The sequence below is a fragment of the Limnobacter sp. MED105 genome (assembly GCF_000170915.1).
Lineage (GTDB): Bacteria > Pseudomonadota > Gammaproteobacteria > Burkholderiales > Burkholderiaceae_B > Limnobacter.
The window spans coordinates 1-25,479 of sequence record NZ_ABCT01000010.1 but is presented as its reverse complement, the minus strand read 5'-3'; the positions used below and the strand labels follow the sequence as shown (position 1 = coordinate 25,479).

At 51.0% G+C, this 25,479-nt stretch carries 22 protein-coding genes and 1 pseudogene; 15 read left to right on the top strand and 8 right to left on the bottom strand.

The features are described from left to right. The first annotated feature begins 114 nt into the window (after positions 1-114). Entirely contained in the window at positions 115-1,332 is a 1,218-nt protein-coding gene (locus LMED105_RS10135) for a hybrid sensor histidine kinase/response regulator (protein WP_156799654.1), read from the top strand. Here the strand turns inward: LMED105_RS10135 and LMED105_RS10130 are convergent. Then, the gene (locus tag LMED105_RS10130) at positions 1,329-1,628 is read right to left on the bottom strand and encodes a hypothetical protein (RefSeq protein WP_008250842.1); all 300 of its coding nucleotides are present in this window, start codon (positions 1,626-1,628) and stop codon (positions 1,329-1,331) included. The two genes, LMED105_RS10135 and LMED105_RS10130, sit on opposite strands and share 4 nt — an antisense overlap. Before the next feature lie 81 nt (positions 1,629-1,709). Here LMED105_RS10130 and LMED105_RS10125 point away from each other — a divergent pair, with 81 nt between their 5' ends. Together LMED105_RS10125 and LMED105_RS10120 are read left to right on the top strand one after the other, a co-directional pair. Next, entirely contained in the window at positions 1,710-2,171 is a 462-nt protein-coding gene (locus LMED105_RS10125; RefSeq protein WP_008250840.1) for a hypothetical protein, read from the top strand. Further along, complete coding sequence (locus LMED105_RS10120; RefSeq protein ID WP_008250839.1) at positions 2,161-2,568, top strand: carboxymuconolactone decarboxylase family protein; 408 nt, start codon at positions 2,161-2,163, stop codon at positions 2,566-2,568. The genes LMED105_RS10125 and LMED105_RS10120 overlap by 11 nt, the downstream gene beginning before the upstream one ends. Before the next feature lie 72 nt (positions 2,569-2,640). Here LMED105_RS10120 and LMED105_RS10115 read toward each other — a convergent pair whose 3' ends face one another. Next, entirely contained in the window at positions 2,641-3,417 is a 777-nt protein-coding gene (locus LMED105_RS10115; RefSeq protein ID WP_008250838.1) for a ferredoxin--NADP reductase, read from the bottom strand. A 236-nt stretch (positions 3,418-3,653) separates the two neighbouring features. On the opposite strand from LMED105_RS10115, the gene LMED105_RS10110 reads away from it, so the two are divergent. Next, entirely contained in the window at positions 3,654-4,568 is a 915-nt protein-coding gene (locus tag LMED105_RS10110; protein WP_050771210.1) for an alpha/beta fold hydrolase, read from the top strand. Positions 4,569-4,633: 65 nt separating this feature from the next. On the opposite strand, the gene LMED105_RS10105 is transcribed toward LMED105_RS10110, so the two are convergent. Then, entirely contained in the window at positions 4,634-5,875 is a 1,242-nt protein-coding gene (locus tag LMED105_RS10105) for a DUF445 domain-containing protein (RefSeq protein ID WP_008250836.1), read from the bottom strand. A gap of 186 nt (positions 5,876-6,061) precedes the next feature. Between LMED105_RS10105 and LMED105_RS10100 the strand changes: the two genes are divergently transcribed. The 3 genes from LMED105_RS10100 to LMED105_RS10090 all read left to right on the top strand — a co-directional run bounded on the left by LMED105_RS10100 (position 6,062) and on the right by LMED105_RS10090 (position 9,609). Further along, positions 6,062-7,324, top strand: a complete 1,263-nt coding sequence (locus LMED105_RS10100; RefSeq protein WP_156799653.1) for a DUF445 domain-containing protein — start codon at positions 6,062-6,064, stop codon at positions 7,322-7,324. A gap of 88 nt (positions 7,325-7,412) precedes the next feature. Further along, positions 7,413-8,513, top strand: a complete 1,101-nt coding sequence (locus LMED105_RS10095) for a hypothetical protein (RefSeq protein WP_008250834.1) — start codon at positions 7,413-7,415, stop codon at positions 8,511-8,513. 85 nt (positions 8,514-8,598) lie between these two features. Continuing rightward, entirely contained in the window at positions 8,599-9,609 is a 1,011-nt protein-coding gene (locus LMED105_RS10090) for a DUF2804 domain-containing protein (RefSeq protein ID WP_008250833.1), read from the top strand. Between the two features lie 13 nt (positions 9,610-9,622). On the opposite strand, the gene LMED105_RS10085 is transcribed toward LMED105_RS10090, so the two are convergent. Beyond that, entirely contained in the window at positions 9,623-9,787 is a 165-nt protein-coding gene (locus LMED105_RS10085) for a rubredoxin (protein WP_040513190.1), read from the bottom strand. A gap of 249 nt (positions 9,788-10,036) precedes the next feature. Here LMED105_RS10085 and apbC point away from each other — a divergent pair, with 249 nt between their 5' ends. The 4 genes from apbC (at position 10,037) to dcd (ending at position 13,362) form a co-directional block, all read left to right on the top strand. Further along, positions 10,037-11,128 carry an iron-sulfur cluster carrier protein ApbC gene (apbC, locus tag LMED105_RS10080; protein WP_008250824.1) on the top strand — a complete coding sequence of 364 codons (1,092 nt, stop codon included), beginning with the start codon at positions 10,037-10,039 and terminating at the stop codon, positions 11,126-11,128. A 33-nt stretch (positions 11,129-11,161) separates the two neighbouring features. Further along, positions 11,162-12,166, top strand: coding sequence for an alpha/beta fold hydrolase (locus tag LMED105_RS10075; RefSeq protein WP_008250822.1), 1,005 nt, complete (start codon positions 11,162-11,164; stop codon positions 12,164-12,166). Between the two features lie 74 nt (positions 12,167-12,240). After that, positions 12,241-12,741 carry a hypothetical protein gene (locus LMED105_RS10070; protein WP_156799652.1) on the top strand — a complete coding sequence of 167 codons (501 nt, stop codon included), beginning with the start codon at positions 12,241-12,243 and terminating at the stop codon, positions 12,739-12,741. Positions 12,742-12,795: 54 nt separating this feature from the next. After that, the gene (gene dcd, locus LMED105_RS10065) at positions 12,796-13,362 is read left to right on the top strand and encodes a dCTP deaminase (protein WP_008250820.1); all 567 of its coding nucleotides are present in this window, start codon (positions 12,796-12,798) and stop codon (positions 13,360-13,362) included. Here dcd and LMED105_RS10060 read toward each other — a convergent pair. Next, the gene (locus LMED105_RS10060; protein WP_156799651.1) at positions 13,326-14,369 is read right to left on the bottom strand and encodes a hypothetical protein; all 1,044 of its coding nucleotides are present in this window, start codon (positions 14,367-14,369) and stop codon (positions 13,326-13,328) included. The two genes, dcd and LMED105_RS10060, sit on opposite strands and share 37 nt — an antisense overlap. A gap of 266 nt (positions 14,370-14,635) precedes the next feature. Between LMED105_RS10060 and LMED105_RS10055 the strand changes: the two genes are divergently transcribed. Next, positions 14,636-16,891, top strand: coding sequence for an arginine/lysine/ornithine decarboxylase (locus tag LMED105_RS10055; RefSeq protein WP_008250818.1), 2,256 nt, complete (start codon positions 14,636-14,638; stop codon positions 16,889-16,891). A gap of 52 nt (positions 16,892-16,943) precedes the next feature. Here the strand turns inward: LMED105_RS10055 and LMED105_RS10050 are convergent, their stop codons facing one another. Then, positions 16,944-18,152, bottom strand: coding sequence for a PLP-dependent transferase (locus tag LMED105_RS10050; RefSeq protein ID WP_008250816.1), 1,209 nt, complete (start codon positions 18,150-18,152; stop codon positions 16,944-16,946). Positions 18,153-18,174: 22 nt separating this feature from the next. After that, complete coding sequence (gene argA / locus LMED105_RS10045) at positions 18,175-19,515, bottom strand: amino-acid N-acetyltransferase (RefSeq protein WP_008250814.1); 1,341 nt, start codon at positions 19,513-19,515, stop codon at positions 18,175-18,177. A 150-nt stretch (positions 19,516-19,665) separates the two neighbouring features. Here argA and hrpA point away from each other — a divergent pair, with 150 nt between their 5' ends. From hrpA to LMED105_RS10030, 3 genes are read left to right on the top strand one after another with little or no spacing between them, the layout of a single operon-like run. Continuing rightward, positions 19,666-23,535 (top strand): ATP-dependent RNA helicase HrpA, encoded by a 3,870-nt coding sequence (gene hrpA, locus LMED105_RS10040; protein WP_008250808.1) that lies wholly within the window; start codon positions 19,666-19,668, stop codon positions 23,533-23,535. A gap of 11 nt (positions 23,536-23,546) precedes the next feature. Then, positions 23,547-24,311 carry an EI24 domain-containing protein gene (locus LMED105_RS10035; protein ID WP_008250806.1) on the top strand — a complete coding sequence of 255 codons (765 nt, stop codon included), beginning with the start codon at positions 23,547-23,549 and terminating at the stop codon, positions 24,309-24,311. Positions 24,312-24,329: 18 nt separating this feature from the next. Then, positions 24,330-25,112, top strand: a complete 783-nt coding sequence (locus LMED105_RS10030; protein WP_008250804.1) for a molybdopterin-binding protein — start codon at positions 24,330-24,332, stop codon at positions 25,110-25,112. Between the two features lie 96 nt (positions 25,113-25,208). On the opposite strand, the pseudogene LMED105_RS16925 reads toward LMED105_RS10030, so the two are convergent. Next, a pseudogene (locus LMED105_RS16925) lies at positions 25,209-25,479 on the bottom strand (phasin family protein); the annotation flags it as partial.

Sequence of the window (25,479 nt, the reverse complement as noted above, 5' to 3'; positions counted from 1 at the left end):
GAGGCTTTTCCAAATCGGGAGTCGCTGGTTTTTTCAACCACGCGGCGTAGCGGGGTAGAGCCACAATATTTTCAGTTGACCCTTCAGCGCGAAGCAAAAGCGCCGGGAGTCAGCATGTATGCGGTTTGCCTCGATGTCAGCGATTTGGTGCTGGCCAAAGAACAGGCCGAAAGCGCTGATCGAGCCAAGTCCGAATTTTTGGCCACGATCAGTCATGAATTACGCACTCCGTTGAATGCCATTATCGGTTTTTCGAAGTTGCTTGAGGAACAGCTGGATGATCCAGAGTTACGTGGCGATGTGCGCAATATTTCCAGTTCTGCGACCAGCCTGCATTTAATTTTGAGTGATGTGCTGGAGTATTCCCGAATTCAGGCCAATGGTTTGAAATTGGACCCGTCGCCATTTGATCTCGATGCCATGGTGCGTCAGGTGTATTCACTGAACCGCAATTTGGCTCTCAAAAAGAACCTGGAATTTTCGCTGGTCAATGAGACTGAAGGCCCATGCTTTGTGCATGGCGATGCCAACAGGCTGCGACAGGTTGTGCAAAATTTGGTATCCAATGCTTTGAAGTTCACTGACATCGGTTACGTAAAAATGCGTTTAATGACCTCGCAACCCGCGCAAGGGCGAATCGAGGTGTTTATTGAAGTGGTTGACAGCGGAATCGGGATCAGCCAGCCAGCCTTGCAAAAACTGTTTCAACGGTTTAGCCAGGCCAGTCGAGAGATCAATCGCCAATATGGTGGTACAGGTTTGGGCTTGGCTATTTGCAAAGGGCTTGTGGAATTAATGGGTGGGCGTATCGATGTCAGTTCCGAGTTGGGGGTTGGCTCGGTGTTTACAGTCAGTTTGAATTTGCCACTGGCCTCCGCTTTGAGCCCGGCCAAGTCGGGTAAATCAGTCGAATCGCCCTCCAAGGCGTTGAGTATTCTGGTGGTAGACGATCACCCCATGAATATCAAGTTGCTAGACCGTTATTTGAGCAAAAGAGGGCATCAGGTGGTGCAAGCCACTGGCGGTTTGCCGGCAGTGGAATTGTGCGAGAAACAGTGTTTTGACCTGGTGTTGATGGATATTGATATGCCGGATCTCGATGGGCATGAGGCCACGAAAGTGATTCGGGGGTCCGAGAGCGCCGCTTCGAAACACAGTTTTATTTGTGCCCTGTCGGGATTGTCGGACGACAAAAGTATCACCATGTCGTCGCAAGCGGGGATGAACTTGCACATGACCAAACCCGTTTCTTTTGAGAAGCTGGACAAACTGATAGAAGAGATTGCTCAGAAAACGGTTTCAGAATTACCTGAAAAACCGGGCTTCGTTTAAACAATGCCCAGTTGTTTCTCTAGATAAGACTTTGCTTTTTCCAGCCAGATGGTGAGTGCGGCTAGCAAGTCACTTTGACTGAATGAGCAACTTTCCCCGCCAAACATGGCGGTGCTCTCCAGGCGCTCAAGGATGCTTTCCAGTGCGCCTTCGAACACCGCAGGTAAATCGCGTAAAAGGTCTTTCTCTTGGCGGAACGCAAAAATTAGAGCACTGGTGTTTTCAAATTCGTTATTTTCGAGTGAATCTGATAGTTTTTTAATCCGCAACAGTGGATCTGCTGGTATGTTACTCATGAGTATTATTTAACCAAATTATTATTCCGGCAGTGTACTCCAGCATACGGTGCACGGCCTTAAAACTGAGGAGAATTTGACATGGATAGCAAACTTTCACTGGATAAAACAGCCTCTGTGGCCTTGAATTACGATGCCGTTTTGGCCGACCTGGAAGCCATTGAGCCGTTGATCTCAATTTTCCCAAAATTGGAAAGCCTGAACAAGCTCGGTCCAAATACTTTTGAGTGGAAACTCAAGCCCATCGGCGCCATGGGCGTCTCGCATGCAGTTCACTACGCAGCCACTTATGAAGTGGACAAAGCCAACGGACGTTTGAGCTTCAAAGCCAAAGAGGGCGTGGGCAATGCAAGTCTTTCCGGGGCGTTTCAATTCAAGCCGAATGGCAAGCAAGTCGACATTGAAATTGAAATCAACGGACAGCTGCGGGACATCAAGGTGCCCATGTTATTGAAAGCAGCTACACCTGGTTTTATTAAAACCATGTTTGACGGCCTGGTTGATCGATTTATTGAAAAACTGGGGGAGAAGTATGGCAAATAACAAACCAGCCAATTACGACACAGGCAAAGCCATGCGCACCAAAGTACTGGGTGCGGACTACGTGGCCAAGGCTGTATCAAATCCCGACGATTTTGCGGCACCGCTTCAAGACATAGTCACAGCGCATGCTTGGGGCACGGTGTGGCCACGAGAAGGGCTTGAGCCCAAAATTCGCAGCATTGCAACTGTGTCCATGTTGATTGCCTTGAATCGTCCCAATGAATTGAAATTGCACATGCGCGGTGCAATCAACAATGGCGTGACACCGAATGAGCTGCGTGAGTTGATTATTCACGCCAGTGTGTATTGCGGCTTCCCGGCAGCCATGGATAGCATGCGCCACGCAAAGTCGTTGCTGGAGGAACTGGAGGCGGAAAAACGACTGGCAAATAATTGAGTTGATAGACGTTGATAAAAAAACCGGCGTTGAGGATTAATCCTGACGCCGGTTTTTTATGGATATCTCGGATCACTTTTCCACGAATGCACGTTCGAATACGTAATCGCCGGGCTCACCCACGCCGGGCGACACTACAAAACCCTTGGCATCCAGAATACCGCGAATATCTGCCAGCATACTGGGGCTTCCGCAGATCATGGCGCGGTCGGTTTCAGGATTCAGGGGTGGCAGGCCAACATCCTTACAAAGTTCCCCATTTTCCATTAGCGTCGTAATACGCCCTACGTTCTTGAACTCTTCACGGGTTACGGTGGGGTAGTAAATCAGTTTTTCGCGCACCATGTCGCCAAAAAACTCATTGTTGGGCAATTCCTCAGTAATGAATTCGCTGTACGCCAACTCGTTCACATAGCGAACACCGTGAACCAGAATCACTTTCTCAAAGCGCTCATAGACGTCGGGATCTTTGATCAGGCTCATGAATGGGGCCAACCCAGTGCCGGTGCCGAACATGAACAGATTTTTGCCCGGCTTCAAATCATCAAGAATCAGCGTGCCGGTGGGCTTTTTACCCACCAGTACGGAATCACCCACCTTCAAGTGCTGCAGGCGGGATGTCAGTTTGCCATCGGGCACTTTGATGCTGAAAAACTCGAGATGTTCCTCGTAGTTTGCGCTGGCGATGCTGTATGCGCGCAGCAAAGGCTTCCCTTCAACTTCCAGGCCAATCATCACAAAGTGGCCGTTGTGGAAACGCAGCCCAGGGCTTCGCGTGGTTTTGAAGCTAAAGAGCGTGTCGTTCCAGTGATGGACTTCAGTGACTTGTTCTTGAATCAGGTTTGACATGGTTGCGGCTTTAATTCTCGTAAGTTTTTCAAACGGCCCAATAATAACGCACTGCATCAAAAAACGCTGTAAGTCATTCTATTTTTTAGTTATTTGCTTATTTGGAGTTGCCACTCTAACCCGTTGGAAAGAATACGGCTTCAATGGGGGTTATAAAGTGGAGTCGAAGGTACACCACAACAACATCTAATAAGGGCAAAAAACCCATGACAGAGACAAATGAAAAGCAGCGGCAGATGAGCCAAATGGTTGTACATTCAAGCGACGTGGAACTGGCGGTCACCAGCCATGGTGAACCGCATAACCCCACCATCATTCTCGTGCACGGTTACCCCGACTCGAGCAGCGTGTGGGATCCGGTTGTCGATATTCTGAAGCATCATTTTCATGTGGTCACCTACGACGTGCGCGGCTGTGGCAAGTCAACCGAGCCCGGCTGGATGTGGGACTATTCTCTGGGCAAACTTTCCGAAGACTTGCAGGCTGTCATGCGGGCTGTGTGTCCCACCCAACCGGTTCATTTGGTTGCACATGATTGGGGCTCCATTCAAACTTGGGAAAGCGTGACTGACCATCGTCTTAAATCACGCATTGCCAGCTACACCAGCATTTCAGGCCCATGTCTTGACCACATTGGCATGTGGATGCGCAACAGCTTTGCTGCCAACAATCGCAAAGCCTTGGGCAACGTGATGGGACAGTTGATGCATTCCTGGTACGTGTATGCTTTTCAATTGCCTTTTTTGGCACCGGCCGCCTGGAAAATGGGCCTGGACAAAGCGTGGCCGGGCATTGTGAAAAAAATGGAGGGCGTAGAACACGATGCCAACCCAACACAGCGCAAAGATGGCGTGAACGGCATTAACTTGTACCGTGCCAACATGCTCCCTCGCATCAGTAACCCGCGCTTGCGTCAAACCGAGGTGCCTGTGCAATTGCTGGTGCCTACCAAAGACAAATTTGTGACTACGGCGCTGGTTGAGTCCTGTTACCCCTATGCCCACAATGTGTGGCGCAGAGACATTGATGCGCAGCACTGGGTTGTACAAAGTCATTCAGAGTGGGTGGCCAATTGCGTGTCGGAATTTGTGGAGTTTGCTGAAACCGGCCGTGAGAACCCCGGCCTCGCAAAAGCCAGGGTACAGATATAAATGAAGTGCGAGATTAATTAAAAAACCCGGCGTTGCCGGGTTTTTTGTGTCTGTTGAAGCTGTGATTAAATAATGCCCAGCTTAATCATCACCATCAGCTGGCCTTCGCCCACCAAGCCGCCCAAAATAGCGCCGGTCATGATCAAAATCCATTCCTCTTGCTTGAATACGGGGCGCAGCAAGCCTTCAAATTCCAACGGTGTCATGGCCTGCATTTTCTTGCCCACCACGTTTTCAATGTCCAGCGAAGTTTGAACATAAGTTTCAGCATGCATGATCACATCGGCCAAGCGTGCCATCAACATTTCAGAGGTATCTTGTTTCATGCGCTGAAATGATTCTGCACCCACAGCCATCACCACGAAAGGTTTCACAATGCTGGCCTTGCTGTCCACCATTTCTCGAACACGTTCATCCACCATTTTCTGAACACGCTCAGAAAGAGGGCCGGCCACCATTTCACCGATAATGGTTTGTGGAGTCAAAATATCGCGTGCAATAATTTTTGCGTAGTCAGCCGCCACCTTCTGTTGGCGTTTCAGGAACAAGCCCTGAATGGTGTATGAGCCAAAGGGAATCGGCTTTTTGGGTTCGAACAAAATATTCAATGCGATCCAGTCTGAAATAAAGCCAACCAGAAAACCGAATACAGGCAAAATCCATGGCTCTTTCAGCAGCACCCACAGAACCATTTGCACCACACCGATCATGAAACCGAAGTAGAGGCCAGACACGCCGAAAAACTTGAACTCTTCACGGCCCACTTCTTGAAAAATCCGGTTCAGCAGGTGCTTGTCCTTCATCAGGATACGAATCACCAAAGCCTTCAAATCCAGAATTTCATCGATGTTGCCCTTGATGTCTTCCATCACACTGGCAATCACACCAGGCACATCTTTCTTGACCCGATCAATCAGTTTTTTCTGTGCAAAGTTGGGCAGGCTCTCCCAAAGCCGAGGCTGGTGCTTGGACATCACTTCGCGAATGATGGTCTCGATCACCTCCATCGCAGGACCTTCCAGTTCCTTGCCCAAGCGTTCAGAATCCAGTTTGGAAACCACCTCGTTGACCGACACGAGTTTGGTGGTGATGGTGTCAACAGCAATGGACGCCATACGAAGTGCATTGCGCGGCACAATGCCTTGCCAGCCGAAGAAGGGAGGAATACCCACAAACTTCATGGGGTAGAACATCATTTTGACCGCTGCAATCTTGGTGACATAACCAAGGATTGCGGCAACTACAGGGATTGAGAGGTAAAAGAGGTAGTTTTGCTGAACATCAGCGTAAATAGTTGCCCAATCCATGAAAGGCGTCCCCTTAGAATCTTATTTTTTGTTGGTAAAGTATAAAGATATATAGTCGTCGATCTATTTTTTGGACGGCTTTTTCTAATCTGTCTTGTCTCGTTCGCCAGTATAACGATCTATAGCTGCCCGTCAGGGGGTGGAAATTAGATCAATTATTTTAATAATTACTTCAGGATGATCGTTTTGGATTTTTCCTTCCTACATTTGGGGCTTCCTGCTTGGGCTGTTTTCTTGGCCATGGCAGCCACAGGACTCTTTCTGGCATGGTTTTTTCAGGCCGCCGCGCTTTGGCTGATGTTCAATCCCAAAGAATTTAAGGGTTGGCGCATTCCCCTGTTCAGAAAACTCGGTTTACATCAGTTGGGCCTTGAGGGCTTGGGTTGGCAGGGTTTGGTGCCCCATCAAAAATCGGTGATGGCCGAAATAGCTGTGCGTTTGATGACTCACAAGCTACTGCCCCTGGATGAAATGATCAAGCGCATTCCTGCTCAAGGTTTGTCGGATCGCCTGACTCCACCCATGCAGGAAACGGCAGACCTGGCCTGCCGCGAGGTGATGCTCAAACACAAGCCGACATTGTGGGAAAGCCTGCCGAGCTTTTTACAGAATTCAATTATTTTCAGAATTCGCGGCATTGTGCCGGAAGTGGCCAAGCAGATTATTCTGGATCTACAAAAGAAGCCCGCCTACTACCTTAGCCTTAAAACACTGGTATTGGATGTGGTCACCAGCAAACCATTCTTGGTCGTAGATTTGTTCAAAAGTGCAGGTAAAGACCCCATGGCTTACCTCATTCGTTTTTCATTGGTCGCAGGTTTGGTCGTTGGTGTGTTGCTGGCTGGAATTTCACTGTTTGACATTCAATGGTACTGGTTGATCGTGGTGGGTGTGGTACTCGGTGCGCTGGCCAACGAGCTGGCGCTGGAAAGCCTGTTTTTTCATCCAGATCACGGCACTATTCGTTTGGGCAAATTCACAGGTTTCTTTTTCCGGGATCAAAAACACATCTCTGAACTGTTTGCGCAAACTGCCGCACGTGAGGTGTTGACCACTGAGAATATTGTTCTGGCACTGTGCAGGGGGCCCAATGCCAAGAATTTGTCATCGTTAATTGATTACCATGTTCAACGTGTCATGGATCTGGAGTCCAGCGGGATCAAGCCTTTGTTGGTGACTATCTTGGGCGCAGAGCAATGGGTGGCCATCAAGCGCGACGCTGCAAAAATTTTCGCCAGCAAACTGGAAGCACATTTGATGGCAGCGCGTGTGTACCTCAACGATGCCTTGAGAATTGAGGAAGTTATTGTCGAACGCTTGTCGGGGTTGCCCGCGATGGAGTTTGAGAAGGCCTTGCGCCCGGTATTTTCCCGATATGAATGGATGATGCCCTTGATTGGAGCCGTGTGGGGTGCAGTTTTGGCTGCGGTTTTATTGATTCTGATTTAAATCAAACCAGTTTTGAATCCGCATTTGGGTTGTCAGAGTATTACTTACAAACTCGACAACACAAACACTTATAGATTTTGGAGGCGACATGTCCACACAGGTAATTGGTTCAGTCAATGAGTTGGAAGGCCCAGTCAGCATCATGCGTGACGGCGAAACCCGTTCCCTGGCCGCTGGTGACTCCATCATGGCTGGCGATGTAATCACTGCCAGCGATTCTGGACGAGCATCCATTATTTTGTCGAACAGTTATGGTGAGCCCATTGGCAATTTGCTGGTTGCTCCAACCGGAAGCGTTATTGCGGACACCACATTGAAAAATGGTCAGACCGCGTTGGTTTTCGAAGCCTTGTCGGACGACGGCGTGACCATTGCAAACCTCGACCCCGATTTTGCCGAAATGGTTGAATTGCAGGGTGTTGATCAAGCTGGTGCTGAGGGCGGCATGTTTGGTTTGTTCGGCGGTGGTTTGCTCGCCGGCGGTTCAATGGGTGGCACAGCGGCCGCCGTTGGCGCCGGTGCTGTCGGCCTGGGCTTGTTGGCTTCCTCCAGTGATGACGAAGGTTCTGGCCCGACCAGTTCCACGGGTGGTGGTACTGTGGACGACAACGACGATGATGGCGATGGTGGTGGTGACGACGGCGGTGGCGACACCGGCGGTACAACAGGGACGCCTCTTGATGCTGTGCTGGATCCAGTTTTGGACGCTTTGGCAGGAACTCCTCTTGTGGCTGTAACTGAACCTTTGGCTGATGCACTGGGCATGTTGGGTGATGCCGCAGGTGGTGCTGGCGGTGGTGAAACAGACGGCCCAACCGGAACACCTTTGGACGCAGTGCTCGGCCCATTGGCCGATGCCGCAGGTGGTGCTGGCGGTGGTGAAACAGACGGCCCAACCGGAACACCTCTGGATGCAGTGCTCGGCCCATTGGCCGATGCCGCAGGTGGTGCTGGCGGTGGTGAAACAGACGGCCCAACCGGAACACCTTTGGACGCAGTGCTCGGCCCATTGGCCGATGCCGCGGGCGGTGCTGGCGGCGGTTCTACGGGTGGCACAACCGGTACGCCACTGGATGCAGCGCTTGATCCTTTGCTGGGAATGGCTGCCGATTCGCCTTTGGCGCCGATTACCAGCATGCTGGACCCAGCCATCATTACTGACGCAATCGGTGGTGGTTTGCCAGTTTAAGCAAAAGCTTTACAGTGAATTCGCCTTTCTAGCGGGGGGCAAAACGTGACAAAATCGGGCAAGTCTAACTTGCCCGATTTTGTTTATGGATCTGATCAACGCCAATGGCGTGCCGTCTTGGGGACGATTGTCTTCCTTGCCCAGTCGTATTAATTGGCAGCACTATGACGCACGCAATGCCATGGGTGCAAAACGCATGGCCTGGCAACGTCGTTTTCTGTTCAAGCACTTTGATTTCTATGGCGTACTGGGCGAAGGGTTTACTTTTGGCTGCGGCATGGTTCGCTTAGGGCTGCTAAATTCAACTTTCGCCTACCTGCACACCGCACAGGGTTTGCATCGAATTCAATTTGATTTGCCATTGGATTTCGGTTTTTACAGCGACTACAAGCCGATTGGCCAAAGTACCTGGACACATCCATTCAAAAAAAATCATCAGGTGTTGGCAGTGCGTACGGAAACATCTCGTTCGCTGAACTTCAGGTTTGGTGATTCATTTCACGGCCAGGTATCCATTGATTGTCGCGAATCTGAAACCCTTGCTTTGAACACGCCCGTTGCAAACACAGGTTTCGCGTATGCCCAGAAAAGCAGCGGCGGGGCAGTTAGCGGCCATGTGCATTTGAATGGTGTGGATTACCTGATCAATCCTGAGAAAGACGGTTGCTACCATGATTGGACCGCTGGGTTTTTACGGCGGGAAACCTTCTGGAATTGGGCATGTGCCAGCGGCCGTACTGAACTTGGGCAGCCCTTGCTTTCATTAAACGTGGCGCGTGGAGTGAATGAAACGAGTGCCCACGAGAATGTGCTTTGGGTAAACGGTCAGTTGCACAATTTGCCACTGGTACTTTTTGACTATGATCGGGACAATGTTCACGCGCCTTGGCGTGTGTATTCGCAGTGTGGCGCTGTCGACTTGCAATTCACACCCAAAGGCAGCATTGATGATCACAGAAACCTGTTGGTGTTGGCCAGTCGGTTTAACCAGTGTTTTGGTGAGTTCAGGGGCACCGTCACATTGGAAGAGACAGGTGCCACTTACTCATTGAATGGTTTGACGGGTTGGTGCGAGGACCATTACGCCAAATGGTAGTGCCCGGTAATGCTTACACCTCGACCATTTCGAAGTCGCTTTTGGCCACACCACAGTCTGGGCAAAGCCAGTCTGCAGGCACATCAGCCCAAAGGGTACCCGCTGGTATGCCTTCAGAGGGCATTCCCGCAGCTTCGTCATAGATCAAGCCACACACGATACATACATAAGTTTTCATTTCAAGATCTCCAGCAACATTTGAATTTTTGTGCCGCAATCCTATCAAGTTGTGTCTGGAAAAAGTTGGAGTGACCCTCAAGTCATAGAAATTGACGATTGCAGTGTAAAATTTAATAGCTTTAGGGTAAACGACAATCATTAGAACGCAAGGCTTTCCATAGGGTGTAAGCCTGCTGCGTGAAAAACAGGCTAGACTCACGCCTATACAGAGAAAGACCATACCAGACAAGATTCGAGGAGAGTGTGTATGTCAGTGAGTACCGACACCGTACGCGAGGCATTGCGTAGTGTCATTGACCCCAATTTGAACAAAGACTTCATCAGCGCCAAACTGATCAAGAACATTCAAGTAGACGGCGGCGATGTCAGTTTTGAATTGGAACTAAGCTACCCGGGCAAAAGCCAGTTGGACGGTTTGCGAAAAGCGGCCATTGCTGCCGTGCGCGCGCAGGTTCCCGGCGTTGAAAACGTCAGCGTAAACGCAACCATCAAGATTCAAACGCATGCAGTGCAGCGCGGCTTGAAGCCGATGCCCAACGTGAAGAACATTATTGCCGTTGCCTCTGGCAAGGGTGGTGTGGGTAAAAGTACTACCGCAGTGAACCTCGCTTTGGCGTTGGTCGCTGAGGGTGCTCGTGTGGGTATGCTGGACGCCGATATTTATGGTCCGTCACAACCCACGATGTTGGGAATTACCGGACGTCCCCAATCTGACGACGGGCAAATTATCGATCCCATGGAAGGGCACGGCGTTCAGGCCATGTCGATCGGTTTCCTGATCGATGAAGACACTCCTATGGTGTGGCGCGGCCCGATGGTGACCAGCGCGCTTGAACAATTGTTGAAGCAAACAAATTGGAAAGACCTCGATTATCTGATTGTGGACATGCCACCCGGTACTGGTGATATCCAGCTGACACTGTCGCAGAAGGTACCAGTGACTGGCGCAGTCATCGTGACTACGCCGCAAGACATCGCTCTGCTTGATGCCCGTAAAGGGCTGAAAATGTTCGAAAAGGTGGGTGTGCCTATTCTGGGTTTGGTTGAAAACATGGCCATTCACGTGTGCACCAACTGCGGTCACAAAGAACATATTTTTGGTGATGGTGGTGGCCAGAAAATGGCCAAAGACTACAATATCCACTATTTGGGCGGTTTGCCATTGGACATGCGGATTCGCATGCAGGCCGATTCTGGTAAACCGACGGTGGTGGCTGATCCGGACGGCGATTTGGCGAAAACCTACAAGGAAATTGCGCGCAAAGTGGCAATTCGCATTGCGGAGCAATCCAAAGACATGTCCTTGAAGTTTCCGTCAATTGTGGTGCAAAACACCTAAACGGTTGTTTCCAAGGCGCCTTGGGGGCTTGATGTGCCTAAAGACGAACTGACCTTTCACAAAATAGCCAGTCCCGCGCCAAAAGCGGGGTTGACTGGCGTATGGTCGGCTCCGCAGCACATTCTGGATTCCGGCGGAAATCTCGCCGTGTGGGCTGAGCAGGGTTTGGCACAACCACTTGCTGACAGCGTACGACAACTTCCTTGGTTGGTACTTCACGGGGGCCCTGGTGGAAGCCTGGGCGCCTCTCATGTGGCACCAATCCGATATGCAGGTTTGCCTTGGTTCGGTTTTGATCAACGTAACAGTGGCTTGAGTGAAGACCTGGATCTCAGCGTGATCGACCTGCAGAGATTCGTTGACGACGCGCTAGAAGTCGCTGATCGACTGAACATCCCTAAGTTTCATATTTTGGGTGGTTCTTGGGGTGGTACTTTGGCCTTGGCTATTGCAGCTTATCGCCCAGCGCAAGTGGCCAGCGTCGTCTTGCGTGCTCCCTTTTTGCCTATGCGTCCACGCGTCGATGCATTTTTTGAGTCTCTCGAGCGTATTGCTCCAGATTATTTTGCAGAACACTTCGGGCCGGGTGCCCGGACTGACTTTGTTTGTGAATGCTTCGAGGTGGCGACACCCGAACACTTGCTTGAGTTAGCGCTCGCCTGGAGCAAACTGGAAACTGCCTTGCTGACGGGAAAAGCAGGGGGGTTTGACAGCAAAAGACCGTTTTTAAGCGATGTTCAAGAGCTTGCGTTGGTGCGCAAATACCGCTTGCAAGCTCATTTTCTAAGACACGATTGTTTTTTGTGTCCTCAGGATCTGAATTCCCTTCTGTCTAACATCACGCAGGCAGAATGGCCTTTGTCAATCATTCAGGGCCTGAACGACCGGGTATGCCCGCCTGGAGGTTCAAGACTCTTGTCTGAAATTGTGTTGCGTTCGACTTTGATTGAATTACCCAACACCGGTCATCTCGCAGAATCTGGTGGCATGCTGACGGCCATTTCGCAAGAAGTCTCCCGCCATAATCTGCTGGTGTGAAGCAAACCGACGCGGAACCTTCTTCGTATCTCGTCTACTCAATACATGTTCAGTTGACTGAGTCGCTTTAATTCATGAATAAAAATCACACACCTCGCTCTCCTGCGGGGGCCTCTCCCAAGGCGCCTTCGACCACGCGTATGGAATCTGGTTTCTCGGCAGCAGAGGCAAGCCTGTTGCACGAGGCTATTGGTCTGGCTGGTATGCGTTGGTTCGATGGCTTGGGTATGATCATGGCCAAGAAAGAGCAGTTCGAACTATCATTTCGCGCGGGTGAGTCACAGAACGCGAGATGGGTGGTAATGGCATTTCCCCTGTACAACATGAATGAGCCTAGCTCGGCTGAAATATGCCTGCATTTTTTGGCCGAAGCACATGCCATGGTCCATGTGCTTGATTTTCAGTATCAGGTGGGCATCAACATGGAAACGGAGAATCTTGAGTTCCTGATGCAATTACCCCTCCAAGGTGTAACTGGTGCCCAAATGGCAAACTTGATTCAGGTGTTTTTTGATGCTCTGGCCAATTCAGTGATGCAGGAATTAACCGAGATTCTCGATGGGATGAATCAGTAATCACTTGTCTCATGTAACATTTCGCGTATTGAACTTCATTAAAGTAAAGTGAGCATGAGCATTAAATCGGACAAGTGGATTCGCAGAATGGCTGAGAGCACGGGGATGATCGAACCCTTTGAGCCCGGCCAGGTTCGTTACGCAGGCGACAAAAGAATCGTTTCGTATGGCACGTCCAGCTATGGTTACGATATCCGTTGCGCAAACGAGTTCAAAATTTTCACCAACATCAACAGCACCATTGTTGACCCCAAAAACTTCGATGAGAAAAGTTTTGTGGATTTCAAAGGCGATGTTTGCATTATTCCGCCGAACTCTTTTGCCTTGGCTCGCACCGTTGAATACTTCCGCATTCCCCGCAATGTGCTCACCATTTGCCTTGGAAAAAGTACCTATGCGCGATGTGGCATCATTGTCAACGTCACTCCGTTTGAGCCTGAGTGGGAAGGTTATGTAACGCTAGAGTTTTCGAATACCACGCCATTGCCAGCCAAAATTTATGCGGGTGAAGGCTGTGCCCAGGTACTTTTCTTTGAGAGCGACGAGGTATGTGAAACATCGTATCGGGATCGTGGTGGCAAGTATCAAGGGCAAGTTGGCGTGACTTTGCCAAAAACCTGATTTTTTAAGGGTGGTTGAATGTTCCCTTTCCAGTCATGAGTTAGCTGAACATTCAACTTGGCCAATATCAAGGCCAGCAAGGCAGCACCACAGGCCATGGCACCTACGGTAGAAATCCCGATCAGAAACGGCGACATGGGCACTGAAATTGCAGCTGCCGCGCCGACGGAAGCAGTCATCCCCAGGCGACAACCCAGCACATTACCCAGCTTTTTATTTAACAAATAATTGCCGATGGCGGTTCCAATGTGCTTGTCATAAGACACGAGCAATTTGTTGATGCCCTGAAATGTGCCGTACGCCATATGCATCAGCGACCGTGTAACCGGGCCATACTGGTGAAGGTTTTGCCAAATATAGTTGCAGTTCCCTTGCCGTTTCGACACCAAATGTTGTGGCACCGAGCTTTGGTGCCTGGACATGTGTTTAACCCAGCGGCAAATAGTATCGTTGCGTCGACTTCCGGGCTCACCTGCTTTGTCCAGTACCTTGGTAAGAAGCCTCTCTTTGCCTGCCAGTAGTTTCCTGGCCATGATCAGGTAGGCGCTCGAATCAAAATTTGAGCGTGTTCGTGCAAGAGATACTTCATTCTGGGTTCGTCGCGCTGCGTGGCCTGATTTGATCAAACCCAAGGCCACAAGACTCAAAATTGATGAAATGCCATAAAGTGCAGCACCGGCCACTTTGTGAACTGCCATACCTCCCAAATTCAGTTGACCCGAGATTACCCTCCCAACAGCCGAGGCAATCACCAGAGCCATGTCTGATTTTTCGCCTGACGAAATCAGATTTCTCGTCAAACGTTCGGCCAAACCAGATATGTCGGCGATACCCTCCGCCATTTCTTCGGTGTGTTTGGCCAGGTGAATTAACGCTCGAAGCCCTCGACTTCGATATTGCTCAGGAACCACCAAAGCGCGGTCATACATATGCGCATCACCGGTGCCGCCCAAAACCTTGGCACGCAGCTTGGCAATGCGTTCAAAGCCCATGTCGTAGTTATTCATGTAGTTGTCCAGCCTTTTGGTCAAGCCGCGGGCCGGTTGGCATGGCGCTAGAGGCTGCATGAAGTGGCGGTTAAGGGCTGAGGTGGAGCCGATCTGCATGGGGGCCAAGTGAGCAGGAAAGTCGCCTATTGAACCCGTGCAAGATGACATTTCTGTGAAGTCACTACATGGAGGGATAAATGCGTGACAATAGGGCTTGGAACAGGGGGCTGCGTAGTGGATAATGCAGCCTTGTTTTGTGTTGAACCCCGATCACAGGAAGATCAATGAAATTTCGTTTTCCCATTGTCATTATTGACGAAGATTTCCGCTCCGAGAACGCATCTGGTCTCGGCATTCGCGCCTTGGCAGACGCTATCGAGAAAGAGGGCGTAGAGGTATTGGGAGTTACGAGTTATCACGATCTTTCCCAGTTCGCACAGCAGCAAAGCCGCGCCAGTGCCTTTATTTTGTCCATTGACGATGAGGAATTCGGCTTGGGCAGCAAGAAGGAAATTGAAGATGCGCTACAGAATTTGAACAACTTTGTACAGGAAATTCGCTTCAAAAACGCAGACATTCCAATTTACCTGTACGGTGAAACCCGGACATCCCGTCATATTCCCAATGCCATTTTGAAGGAATTGCACGGCTTTATTCACATGTTCGAAGACACCCCTGAATTTGTTGCCCGGCATATTATTCGTGAAGCGAAAAGTTACCTGGATTCACTGGCCCCTCCGTTTTTCCGCGCCTTGGTACATTACGCGCAAGACGGTTCTTACTCTTGGCATTGCCCAGGCCACTCAGGCGGCGTGGCGTTTCTGAAAAGTCCGGTTGGGCAAATGTTTCACCAGTTTTTTGGTGAGAATATGTTGCGTGCTGATGTGTGCAATGCCGTGGACGAGTTGGGTCAGTTGCTCGACCACACAGGCCCGGTTGCGGCCTCCGAGCGCAACGCGGCGCGTATTTTTAATGCAGACCATTGTTTCTTTGTGACCAATGGCACCTCGACCTCCAACAAAATGGTGTGGCATGCCAACGTGGCCCCAGGCGACATCGTGGTGGTGGACCGCAATTGCCACAAGTCAATTTTGCATTCAATCACCATGACTGGTGCGATCCCCGTGTTTTTGACACCTACGCGCAATCACTTGGGTATTATTGGCCCGATTCCGCTCGATGAATTCAAGCCAGAAAGCATCGCCAAGAAAATTGCGAATCACCCGTTTGCCAGCAAAGCCAAGAACAAGAAGCCCCGCATTTTGACGATCACGCAAAGCACCTACGATGGTGTTTTGTACAACGTGGAAATGATCAAGGAAGTGTTGGGTTCTGAAATCGATACTTTGCACTTCGACGAAGCCTGGCTGCCGCATGCAAGCTTCCATCCCATGTACAAAGACATGCATGCGATTGGCCGCGATCGCCCGCGCACCAAAGATTCTTTGGTGTTTGCCACGCAATCTACCCACAAAATGCTGGCAGGTTTGTCGCAGGCGTCTCAAATTTTGGTGCAGGAAAGTGAGAACCGCAAACTTGATCGCCATATTTTCAACGAAGCCTATTTGATGCACACCTCCACCAGCCCGCAGTACGCGATTATTGCGAGTTGCGATGTGGCCGCAGCCATGATGGAACCCCCAGGCGGTACCGCCCTGGTTGAGGAAAGCATCATGGAAGCACTCGACTTCCGCCGCGCCATGCGCAAGGTTTCTGAAGAGTTTGGTGACGACTGGTGGTTCAAGGTTTGGGGCCCCGATGTGCTGAGCGAAGAGGGCATGAGCCCACGGGACGACTGGTTGATCCATACCACGGACACTTGGCACGGCTTTGGTAAGATGGCCAATGGCTTTAACATGCTCGACCCGATCAAGGCGACGATTGTTAACCCCGGTCTGGACGTGAATGGTCAGTTTTCTGATGCCGGCATTCCGGCTTCAATTGTGACCAAATACCTGGCAGAGCACGGTGTAATTGTTGAAAAAACAGGTTTGTATTCGTTCTTCATCATGTTCACTATCGGCATTACCAAGGGCCGCTGGAACACCTTGGTGACTGCGCTTCAGCAGTTCAAAGACGACTACGACAAAAATCAGCCTTTGTGGCGCGTAATCCCCGAGTTTTGCCAAGCACACCCACGCTATGAGCGTGTGGGGCTGCGTGACTTGTGCAACACCATTCACGACATGTATCGCAAGAAAGATGTGGCGCGTTTGACCACAGAAATGTATTTGAGCGACATGCAACCTGCAATGGTGCCAGCCGATGCTTATGCCAAAGTGGCGCACCGAGAAATTGAGCGTGTGGCAATTGATGAGTTAGAAGGTCGAATTACCTCAGCCTTGCTGACACCTTATCCACCGGGCATTCCATTGCTAATTCCAGGCGAAATTTTCAACGCCACGATCGTGGATTACCTTCGCTTTGCCCGCGATTTCAACAAGCAGTTCCCTGGCTTTGAAACCGACATCCACGGCTTGGTCGAGATTGAAGATGAGCAGGGCAATGTGAGTTACTTTGTGGATTGTGTGAAGGTATAAAAGTTTTCAAGGGCGCGTTGCTGGCCGCAGCGCGTCGTTCATCGAACTTCAGTTACTCTCGGTTTTCACCACCAAGTGCTTGCATTAAATCGGCAATCAAATCAGCCGGTTCTTCAAGGCCAATCGCCAGTCGAAGAATCGGCCCACAAGTTCCCATAGAATCTGTCAAGTGGCGTCTGCGGCTGTCGGGTACGTTCACCACCAAGCCCAAACTTTCTGGTCCACCCCATGAATAGGCAATCTTGAATAATCGGAGCCGGTCGATGATGGCGCAGGCTTGTTCATCGGTGTACTCCGATTTCAATACCACCGAGAAAATACTGGCAAATCCATTGAAATCTCGTTTGTAGAACGTATGGCCTGGGCACTCCGGAAACTCAGGGTGAAGCACCCTCGCAACTGCCGGGTGTGCCTTTAAGGCAGTGGCCACTTGCAAACCGTTTTTGGCCTGTTGCCTGTAACGTAGGTGCAGGGTGAGTAGCCCCCGCAACACCAGGTCGCAATCGGCAGGTGAAACGCCAAGGCCCAATATCCGGTTTTTCCGTTCCAAATCTGCAAAAGCTTTCGTGTTGTTACTCAACACGGCACCCATCAATACATCGGCGTGGCCACACTGGTATTTGGTCAAGGCCTGCACACTGAAGTCAAAACCGTGTTCGAAAGGTTTGTAGGCAATTCCAGCGGCCCATGTGTTGTCGATACCTGTTCGTGCTCCATGGGGTTTCGCCAGTGCAACAATGGCTTGCAAATCGGGCACTTCGAAGGTCAGCGAGCCAGGCGCTTCTGTCCATACCAGGGTGGTGTTGGTGCGCAAGCCTGCCTTCACACTGGCTGCGTTGCAGGGGTCGTACTCGGAAAACTCCACGCCATAGTCTGCATACAGGTTTCTGGCCAGAGCTTGTACCGGGCCGTATACATTTTCAGGAATCAGCCAGTGGTCACCGCTTTTCAGGCAGGCTTGGGCCACCAGTGCAATGCCGGTCAGCCCGGAAGGGCACACCAGCGCATGTGTGGCGCCTTCTATTTCGGCCAGTTTCTTGGCAAGCGTGTACTGCGTGGGGTTGCCGTGCAAGCCATAGCTGTAGTCCAGCCCGATAGGGTTGACGGTTGCGCGTTGTGCTGCGGTGTTCTCAAAAAACGTGCTGGAACCCCGGTATACGGGCACAGGCAATGCAGCGAAGCCATCGTGACTGACCGGCTTGGAGTGAATGATTTCAGTGCTTGGACCGTGTGCCGGTGGCTTGTGTTTGAAGGTACTCATGTTGCACGCCTTGTTCGCCTGATCACAACGTTTTAATCATGATTTGCGACTTTCTATTCCAGTCGTAAAGGCGCTTGCGCTCAATGGGGAGTTTGTCAATGTCGCCCACCACAAAACCACGTTTCAAGAAGAAATGCGACGTTTGCGTGGTCAGCACAAACAACTGTTTCAAGCCTTGTTTGCGTGCATCGTGTTCAATTTTCTTGAGCAAACGCTCGCCATCACCCGTGCCTTGCCAAGAGGGATGCACCACGAGGCAAGCCAGTTCAGCCAAACCCTCCGCTTGGTAAGGGTACATGGCAGCACAGCCCCACAAAATACCATCGTGTTCCAGCACAATAAAGTGATCGATGTCGCGTTCAATACGGTCACGACCACGGCGCACCAATACGCCAGCCATTTCGAGGGGTTCAATCAGGGTTTTGATACCGCCCGAATCATCCAGTGTCGCCTGGCGCAAACTTTCCAGGTTTTCTTCTGAAACCATGGTGCCTACGCCGTCGTGCGAGAACAATTCCAGCATCACACCGCCGTCCAGGTTCAGCGGCACAATGTGCGCGCGTCCCACGCCACCTTGCACTGCCAGAATGCAGCATTCAAGATAGTCTTTGGTTAGTTCTGGCAGGTCATGCTGAAGCATGATTTCACGCGCCCGATCCAGCTCAAGCTCTTCCAGTAGCTTGCCGCTTTTGTCAAATATGCCTTCGATCTGGCTTACGAAAATCAGCTTGTCAGCCTTGATCGCGCGCGCAGTGCTGGTTGCAACGTCTTCCATGCTCAGGTTGAATGCCTCGCCCGTGGGCGAGAAGCCGATGGTCGACAGCAACACTATTGCACTGCTGTTCAAGCTCATCTGAATGGCGGTGACATCAATTTTTCGAACCAGACCGGTGTGCTGTAAATCCACGCCATCCAGAATGCCCATGGGGCGAGCCGTGATGAAGTTGCCCGAAATAACGCGCATGGATGAATGCGCCATGGGTGTGTTGGGCAAACCCTGTGAAAAAGCAGCCTCGATGTCCAGCCGCAATTCACCAGCGGCTTCTTTCGCGCATTCAAGTGCACCTTTGTCGGTAATTCGCCAGCCCTTGTGAAAGGCAGGTTGAATATTGCGCAAGGCCAGTTGTTCTTCAACCTGTGGGCGAGAGCCACACACCAAGACAATGCGCATGCCCATGGCGTGCAACAGCGACAAATCCTGAGCCAATGAATTCAGATAGCCTTGATGGGCCAACTCACCATCAACAGCCACCACGAAAGTTTTACCTCGAAAGGCATGAATGTAAGGCGCAACAGTTCTCAGCCATTGAACAAAGGTTTGGCTGTTCATGGAAAGGTCGTCGTTGCTGGGGGCGTTACTCATTGGCTTTGGGGCTGTCCTGAAAAAAGGGAATACACTGTGGGCAGCCGCGGCCGCTCGTTCGATTGATTATAATTTCCGATTGTGCGTAGTCCAGCCTTCGCACTGTATTTCCCCGATTTGATCGGAATTTGAACCCAATATTGGTCATTTGTGTTGTCAAAAGAACAAACCCTCCAGTCCCTACCCGAGATTCGATACCCCGAAGAGCTGCCGGTTTCCCAGCGTCGTGAAGAAATCAAGGCGCTGATTGCCTCGAACCAGGTGGTCATTGTGTGCGGCGAAACTGGTTCCGGTAAAACCACGCAGTTGCCGAAAATGTGCCTGGAACTGGGGCGAGGGCTGAAAGGCCAAAGCATTGTTCATACGCAGCCCCGTCGCCTGGCAGCGACCGCCACGGCCAAGCGGATTGCGCAGGAATTGAATTCCGAACTTGGGCAATGGGTGGGTTTTAAAATCCGGTTTCAAGATCAATCCAATGCCAACACCGCAGTGAAATTGGTCACCGACGGTATTTTGCTGGCTGAAAGCCAGACCGATCCGCTGTTCAAGAAGTACGACACCATCATTATTGACGAAGCGCACGAGCGTAGCCTGAATATTGATTTTTTGTTGGGCTATCTCAAAGAGGTGCTCACCAAGCGGCCCGATTTGAAGTTGATTGTGACTTCCGCCACCATCGACGCCGAGCGTTTCTCCAAACATTTTGAAAATGCCCAGGGCAAGCCCGCTCCGGTGATCGAAGTGTCTGGCCGCCTTTATCCGGTCGAAGTTCGTTACAAAGACCCCAACGATTTCGACACCAGTCGCCGAAAAAATGCACCGGTTAACCCGGCCGATGAAGTGGATGAAGATGCTTTTCAGGCAGCCACACTCGATGCTGTAGAAGAACTTTGCCGTGAGGGACAAGGCGACATATTGATGTTCCTGCCTGGTGAGCGTGAAATTCGCGACATGGCAAATTTTCTGGGCAAGAACGTGCGGCAAACGCTGGAAGTTTTGCCCCTGTTTGCAAGACTGACCGCACAAGAGCAAGAGCGCATTTTCAAGCCCAGTGGCCGGCGGCGGATTGTGTTGTCCACCAACGTCGCGGAAACTTCCCTAACCGTTCCCGGCATTCGCTATGTAATTGATTCAGGCGTGGCTCGAGTGAAACGCTACAGCTACCGCAACAAAGTTGAAATGTTGCAGGTAGAGCGAATTTCAAAGGCGTCGGCCAATCAGCGGGCGGGGCGTTGTGGTCGAGTGGCCAATGGTGTCTGTATTCGCTTGTATGCAGAAGCAGATTTTGCGGGTCGCACCGATTACACCGATCCTGAGATCCTTCGTTCTTCGTTGGCGTCTGTCATTTTGCGGATGAAAAGCCTGCATTTAACCGAGGTGGAGGATTTTCCTTTCCTTCAACGCCCAATGGGGCGCGCAATCGCCGACGGTTATCAACTGCTCAGCGAGTTGAATGCCTTGGACGATGCCGGGCAATTGACCAAAATAGGCCGTGCGCTGGCCAAGTTGCCACTGGACCCCAGAATTGCCCGAATGCTGTTTGAAGCCAGTCAGCGGGGCTGCCTGAATGAATTGCTGGTGTTGGCTGCGGCCTTGTCGATTCAGGATCCGCGTGATCGCCCAATTGACGCGCAAGAAGCTGCAGACAACGCTCAGCAGCAGTTCGACGACACAGAGTCCGATTTCATGTCGTTTCTTAAGTTATGGAAGTATTACTTTAATTTAAAAGAACAAAATTTAACGAATAGAGAAATTAAGAACACGCTACAACGCAAATATTTGTCTGCCAACCGCCTGCGCGAGTGGGGCGAAGTTCACCAGCAGCTTACCGCCATGGTGAAAGATCAAAAGTGGGTTTTGAATACCAAGGCGGCGGAATACGATCAAATTCATATGGCCCTGATGGCTGGTTTGTTGGGCAACATCGGTTTGAAGCACGAAACGGATCCGGTTTACCTGGGGGCACGAAGCATTAAGTTTTCAATTCATCCGGGATCGAACCTGTTCAAGAAAGGCGGCAAGTGGATCATGGCTGCTGAACTGGTTGAAACCACCAGGTTGTATGCCCGCAGTGTGGCCAAAATTCAACCGGACTGGATCGAGAAGGTGGGTGCACACCTTGTCAAACGCAACCACAACAATCCGCATTGGGAGAAGGGATCTGGCCAAGCGGTCGCCCTGGAAACAGGCACCATTTATGGTTTGCCGATTTACTCTCAGCGCCGTGTGAGCCTGGCCAGGTTCAACCAGGCCGATGCGCGCAGGTTGATGATTCATGAAGGATTGGTGCCTGGGCAAGTAAAAACGAATGTGCCTTTTTATGTACACAACCGCAAGCTGGTTGAAGACCTTGAAAAGCTGGAGCACAAGGCCCGCCGCCAGGATATTTTGGTAGATGAGGCGCTGATTGCCCAGTTCTACGATGACAAACTGCCTGCAGGAGTTTACAACCAGCAAACCCTGGAAAACTGGGCCAAACAAGCCAGCAAAGAAGACCTTGCTGCGCTGTACCTGAACAAGCAAGACCTGCTCAGCAAGAAGGCCGGTGACATTACCACCGAGTTTTATCCCAAGAAGCTTGAAATGGGAGGCTTGGCCTTTGACCTGAGTTATCACTTTGAACCCGGTAGCCCCCGCGATGGCGTCACCTTGACTATTCCCCTGATGCTGCTGAATCAAGTGAATGTGGGTCGTACAGAATGGCTAGTGCCCGGAATGCTGAAAGAGAAAGCCCTTCTGTTATTGAAAAGTTTGCCGCAGAAGCTTCGCCGTCACTGTGTACCAGTACCGCAATTTGCGGAAAAGTTTGCCCAAGCGCATTTTGATTCAACGCTTTATGAAAAGCCGCTTCTGGAACGCCTTCGCGATTTTGTGGCCAGTGAAACGCCGGCCCGGCCACTCTTGAGCGACTTCCGGATCGAAACCTTACCGCCACACCATTTCATGAACTTCAAATTGGTGGACGAGCACGGGCGTCAGCTTGATATGCAACGCAGCTTGTCGGCCCTGAGGGCTGAATGGGGCCGCAAAGCACAAGAAAGTTTTAAAAGCTCCGATGTGGTGGAGCAGGTGCGTGCCCAGGTGGGGGCCACTGTTGGCGGCGCTTCACAAGCTTCTACAACAAAGCCATCCAATTCAGCCAGCTCCAGTGCGTTCAACGATCAGCCGATCACCGACTGGAGCTTTGGTAGCTTGCCCGATATGCTCGAGATCAAGCGTGGAGGCCAAACGTTTTTCGGTTATCCAGCCCTTAAAGACATGGGGGACCATTGCATTGTCGAAGTATTCGATGAAGAAGCGCTTGCCCGCAAAGTGCATCTTGACGGTGTACTGCGCTTGTTCAACATTGCCTTGAAAGAGCCTTTGAAGTACCTGACCAAGAACTTGATTGATTTTCAGAAAGTGGCCATGTTGTACATGCCTTTGGGTTCATCGGAAGAACTTCAGCAGCAGTGGATCAAGCTAACCTTGATGCGAAGTGCGCTTGCTACAGGCTTGCCCACTACGCAAGATGAGTTCAACACCAAGGCGCAGGAAGCGCGAAGCAGGATGAACCTGATTGCCCAGGAAATCGGAAAAGTTCTGTTGACTGTGTTGAATGAATACAGTGCGCTCAGCAAAAAACTTCAGGCATTGTCAAAATCATTTCCCGAGTGCGTTGCCGACATTCAAAACCAGTTGAACTGGTTGCTGCCGAAAGGCTTCTTGCTTAAAAAGCCCTGGGAGCAGCTGGCCCATTACCCCCGCTACTTGAAGGCTGCACAAATTCGCCTTGAGCGAGTGCGCAATTCAATTGATCGAGATAAGCAGTTGATGAAAGATGTCATGGATCTTCAATTACACTGGGTCCGTGCCAGTTCACAATTGAAGGGTCAGGAAGATGAAAGCCTGAGCCAGTTTGCCTGGCAACTCCAGGAACTGCGGGTCTCGCTGTTTGCCCAAGAACTTCGTACGCCAATGCCAGTGTCTGTCAAGCGTTTGCAAAAAGCATGGGAAACCATGGCAAGGCGACAACAATAAAGGGAAGGTTTATGAACAACGCAATGTCCATTCTGTTTAACGCGCTGGTTGATTCATTTCGCCCGAAAATGCTGATGTTGACTTTGGTGTCTGTGGCGATTGCATCTGTGTTTTGGCTGGTGATTATCTGGTTGTCAATTGATCCCTTGGTCAGTGCAGCCACCTGGGCCTTGGGGTATTTGGGCTTTGATTTTTCTGCTGAGGCCTTGGCCACAGATGCTGCATTCATGGGCTGGCTGAAGTTCATTTTGGTCCCATTGGCCGTGTTTGGCTTGTTGTGGCCCATTGTTGCAACCTCTGCAGTGCTGTTGGCAGGTTTGTACGTCACGCCACCCGTGGTCAACTACCTCACAGAACGTGAATTCCAGGGCATCGAAAAAAAGGGTGATTCCGGCATGGTCATGAGCCTTTGGGTCACTTTGAAAGCGGTTGTGATCTTCCTGATTGCATGGGTTGTCACATTGCCTCTGTGGCTGATCCCCGGCATGGCATTCGTGTTGCCTATTTTGCTGACCGCTTATTTGTTGATGGCTGTGATGCGGTTCGATTCTCTCGCTGGGCACGCCACCAAACTGGAAATGAAAGAAATCAAAAAGCGCGACAGTACCTCGGCCTGGCTGATTGGTCTGGTGTGTGCCTTTTTAAGTTTCATACCGCCAATATTGCTGATCATGCCTGTGATGTCGGCTTTGGCCTTCACCCGCCATTACATGGGCTCTTTGGTGCAGGTACGAAACGACAAAACGATCGACATGCCGGTGATTGAATCCAACTAAACAGAAAAGAGCAAAAAAATGGCAGTACCCAAAATAGGCTTGATTGTGGTGGGCGACGAAATTTTGTCAGGCTTGCGGCAAGACAAGCACATCCCAGCGGTTATAGAACGTTTAACAGCGCGCGGCCTACATTTGTCCTGGGTTCAAATGGTGGGCGATGACAGAGAGTTTTTGACGGACACCTTAAGGCGTTCATTCGCCAGTGATCACATCGTATTGAGTTGCGGGGGCATTGGCGGCACGCCAGATGATCACACCCGTCAGGCGGCCGCCCAGGCTTTGGGTTTGCCCATTGTGCGCCATGAAGGTGCTGTGGACTTGATTCGCCAGCGTTGTGAAGAGAGCGGACAGCCCCTGGATGAGTTTCGCCTGCGCATGGCCGATTTCCCGGCGGGTGCAAGCCTGATACCTAACCCCTACAATCGGATTGCCGGCTTTACCGTGGGGCAGCACCACTTTGTGCCAGGTTTTCCTGTCATGGCCTGGCCCATGATCGAGTGGGTGCTGGATACGCTTTATCCACAGTTTCATCATCAGGAGCTTGAATACAAGAAAGCCCTGTTGCTGTTCAACACGCCCGAAGCGCGTATCACACCGGTCATGGAGCAGCTTGAAGCGGCGTACCCGGATTGCAGGCTATACAGCTTGCCCAGTGTGGGTGACAACAAAATGGCACGGCACATCGAATTGGGCGTGAAAGCGCGGGGAGGGGCGGACAAGAAAGAAGTGGTGTCGCAGGCCTTTGTCGAATTGCTGAAAATTCTTGAAACCATGCAGTGCAAAGTCGAGTTGCTGGTTTAGGTATTTAAGATAAAAAAAAGCCTGCCACAGTTAAGGGCAGGCTTTGAGAATTCGTTCCAGGAGGAACGAGGAGACATCGTTACAGGCAAAACAGGCTTAAGCTGCTTTGCGGGCCTTGGTAGTGGCTGTGTTGGTGGCTTTGATGGTTGCCTTGGTTGCGGCTTCCACATTGGCTTCCGCCATTTCAACAGCTTGTTTTGTGGCCTTGCTTACGCTGTCGTAAGCAGTATTTGCTGCAGTAATCGCTGATTTCATCAGTGCAACAGCACTTTCTGAACCGGCAGGTGCATTCTTGCTGGCTGATTCGAACAGCTCAACGAATTTTTTGTTGTTCTCAGATACTTGTTCTTCAACCAGCTTGGCCGCT

What these genes read in the sequence shown, in the direction of transcription:
- LMED105_RS10135 (WP_156799654.1), top strand. Translation starts at nt 115, where the DNA reads ATGTATGCGGTTTGCCTCGATGTCAGCGATTTGGTGCTGGCCAAAGAA.
- LMED105_RS10130 (WP_008250842.1), bottom strand. Translation starts at nt 1,628, where the DNA reads ATGAGTAACATACCAGCAGATCCACTGTTGCGGATTAAAAAACTATCA.
- LMED105_RS10125 (WP_008250840.1), top strand. Translation starts at nt 1,710, where the DNA reads ATGGATAGCAAACTTTCACTGGATAAAACAGCCTCTGTGGCCTTGAAT.
- LMED105_RS10120 (WP_008250839.1), top strand. Translation starts at nt 2,161, where the DNA reads ATGGCAAATAACAAACCAGCCAATTACGACACAGGCAAAGCCATGCGC.
- LMED105_RS10115 (WP_008250838.1), bottom strand. Translation starts at nt 3,417, where the DNA reads ATGTCAAACCTGATTCAAGAACAAGTCACTGAAGTCCATCACTGGAAC.
- LMED105_RS10110 (WP_050771210.1), top strand. Translation starts at nt 3,654, where the DNA reads ATGAGCCAAATGGTTGTACATTCAAGCGACGTGGAACTGGCGGTCACC.
- LMED105_RS10105 (WP_008250836.1), bottom strand. Translation starts at nt 5,875, where the DNA reads ATGGATTGGGCAACTATTTACGCTGATGTTCAGCAAAACTACCTCTTT.
- LMED105_RS10095 (WP_008250834.1), top strand. Translation starts at nt 7,413, where the DNA reads ATGTCCACACAGGTAATTGGTTCAGTCAATGAGTTGGAAGGCCCAGTC.
- LMED105_RS10090 (WP_008250833.1), top strand. Translation starts at nt 8,599, where the DNA reads ATGGATCTGATCAACGCCAATGGCGTGCCGTCTTGGGGACGATTGTCT.
- LMED105_RS10085 (WP_040513190.1), bottom strand. Translation starts at nt 9,787, where the DNA reads ATGAAAACTTATGTATGTATCGTGTGTGGCTTGATCTATGACGAAGCT.
- apbC (WP_008250824.1), top strand. Translation starts at nt 10,037, where the DNA reads ATGTCAGTGAGTACCGACACCGTACGCGAGGCATTGCGTAGTGTCATT.
- LMED105_RS10070 (WP_156799652.1), top strand. Translation starts at nt 12,241, where the DNA reads ATGAATAAAAATCACACACCTCGCTCTCCTGCGGGGGCCTCTCCCAAG.
- dcd (WP_008250820.1), top strand. Translation starts at nt 12,796, where the DNA reads ATGAGCATTAAATCGGACAAGTGGATTCGCAGAATGGCTGAGAGCACG.
- LMED105_RS10060 (WP_156799651.1), bottom strand. Translation starts at nt 14,369, where the DNA reads ATGAATAACTACGACATGGGCTTTGAACGCATTGCCAAGCTGCGTGCC.
- LMED105_RS10055 (WP_008250818.1), top strand. Translation starts at nt 14,636, where the DNA reads ATGAAATTTCGTTTTCCCATTGTCATTATTGACGAAGATTTCCGCTCC.
- LMED105_RS10050 (WP_008250816.1), bottom strand. Translation starts at nt 18,152, where the DNA reads ATGAGTACCTTCAAACACAAGCCACCGGCACACGGTCCAAGCACTGAA.
- argA (WP_008250814.1), bottom strand. Translation starts at nt 19,515, where the DNA reads ATGAGTAACGCCCCCAGCAACGACGACCTTTCCATGAACAGCCAAACC.
- LMED105_RS10035 (WP_008250806.1), top strand. Translation starts at nt 23,547, where the DNA reads ATGAACAACGCAATGTCCATTCTGTTTAACGCGCTGGTTGATTCATTT.
- LMED105_RS10030 (WP_008250804.1), top strand. Translation starts at nt 24,330, where the DNA reads ATGGCAGTACCCAAAATAGGCTTGATTGTGGTGGGCGACGAAATTTTG.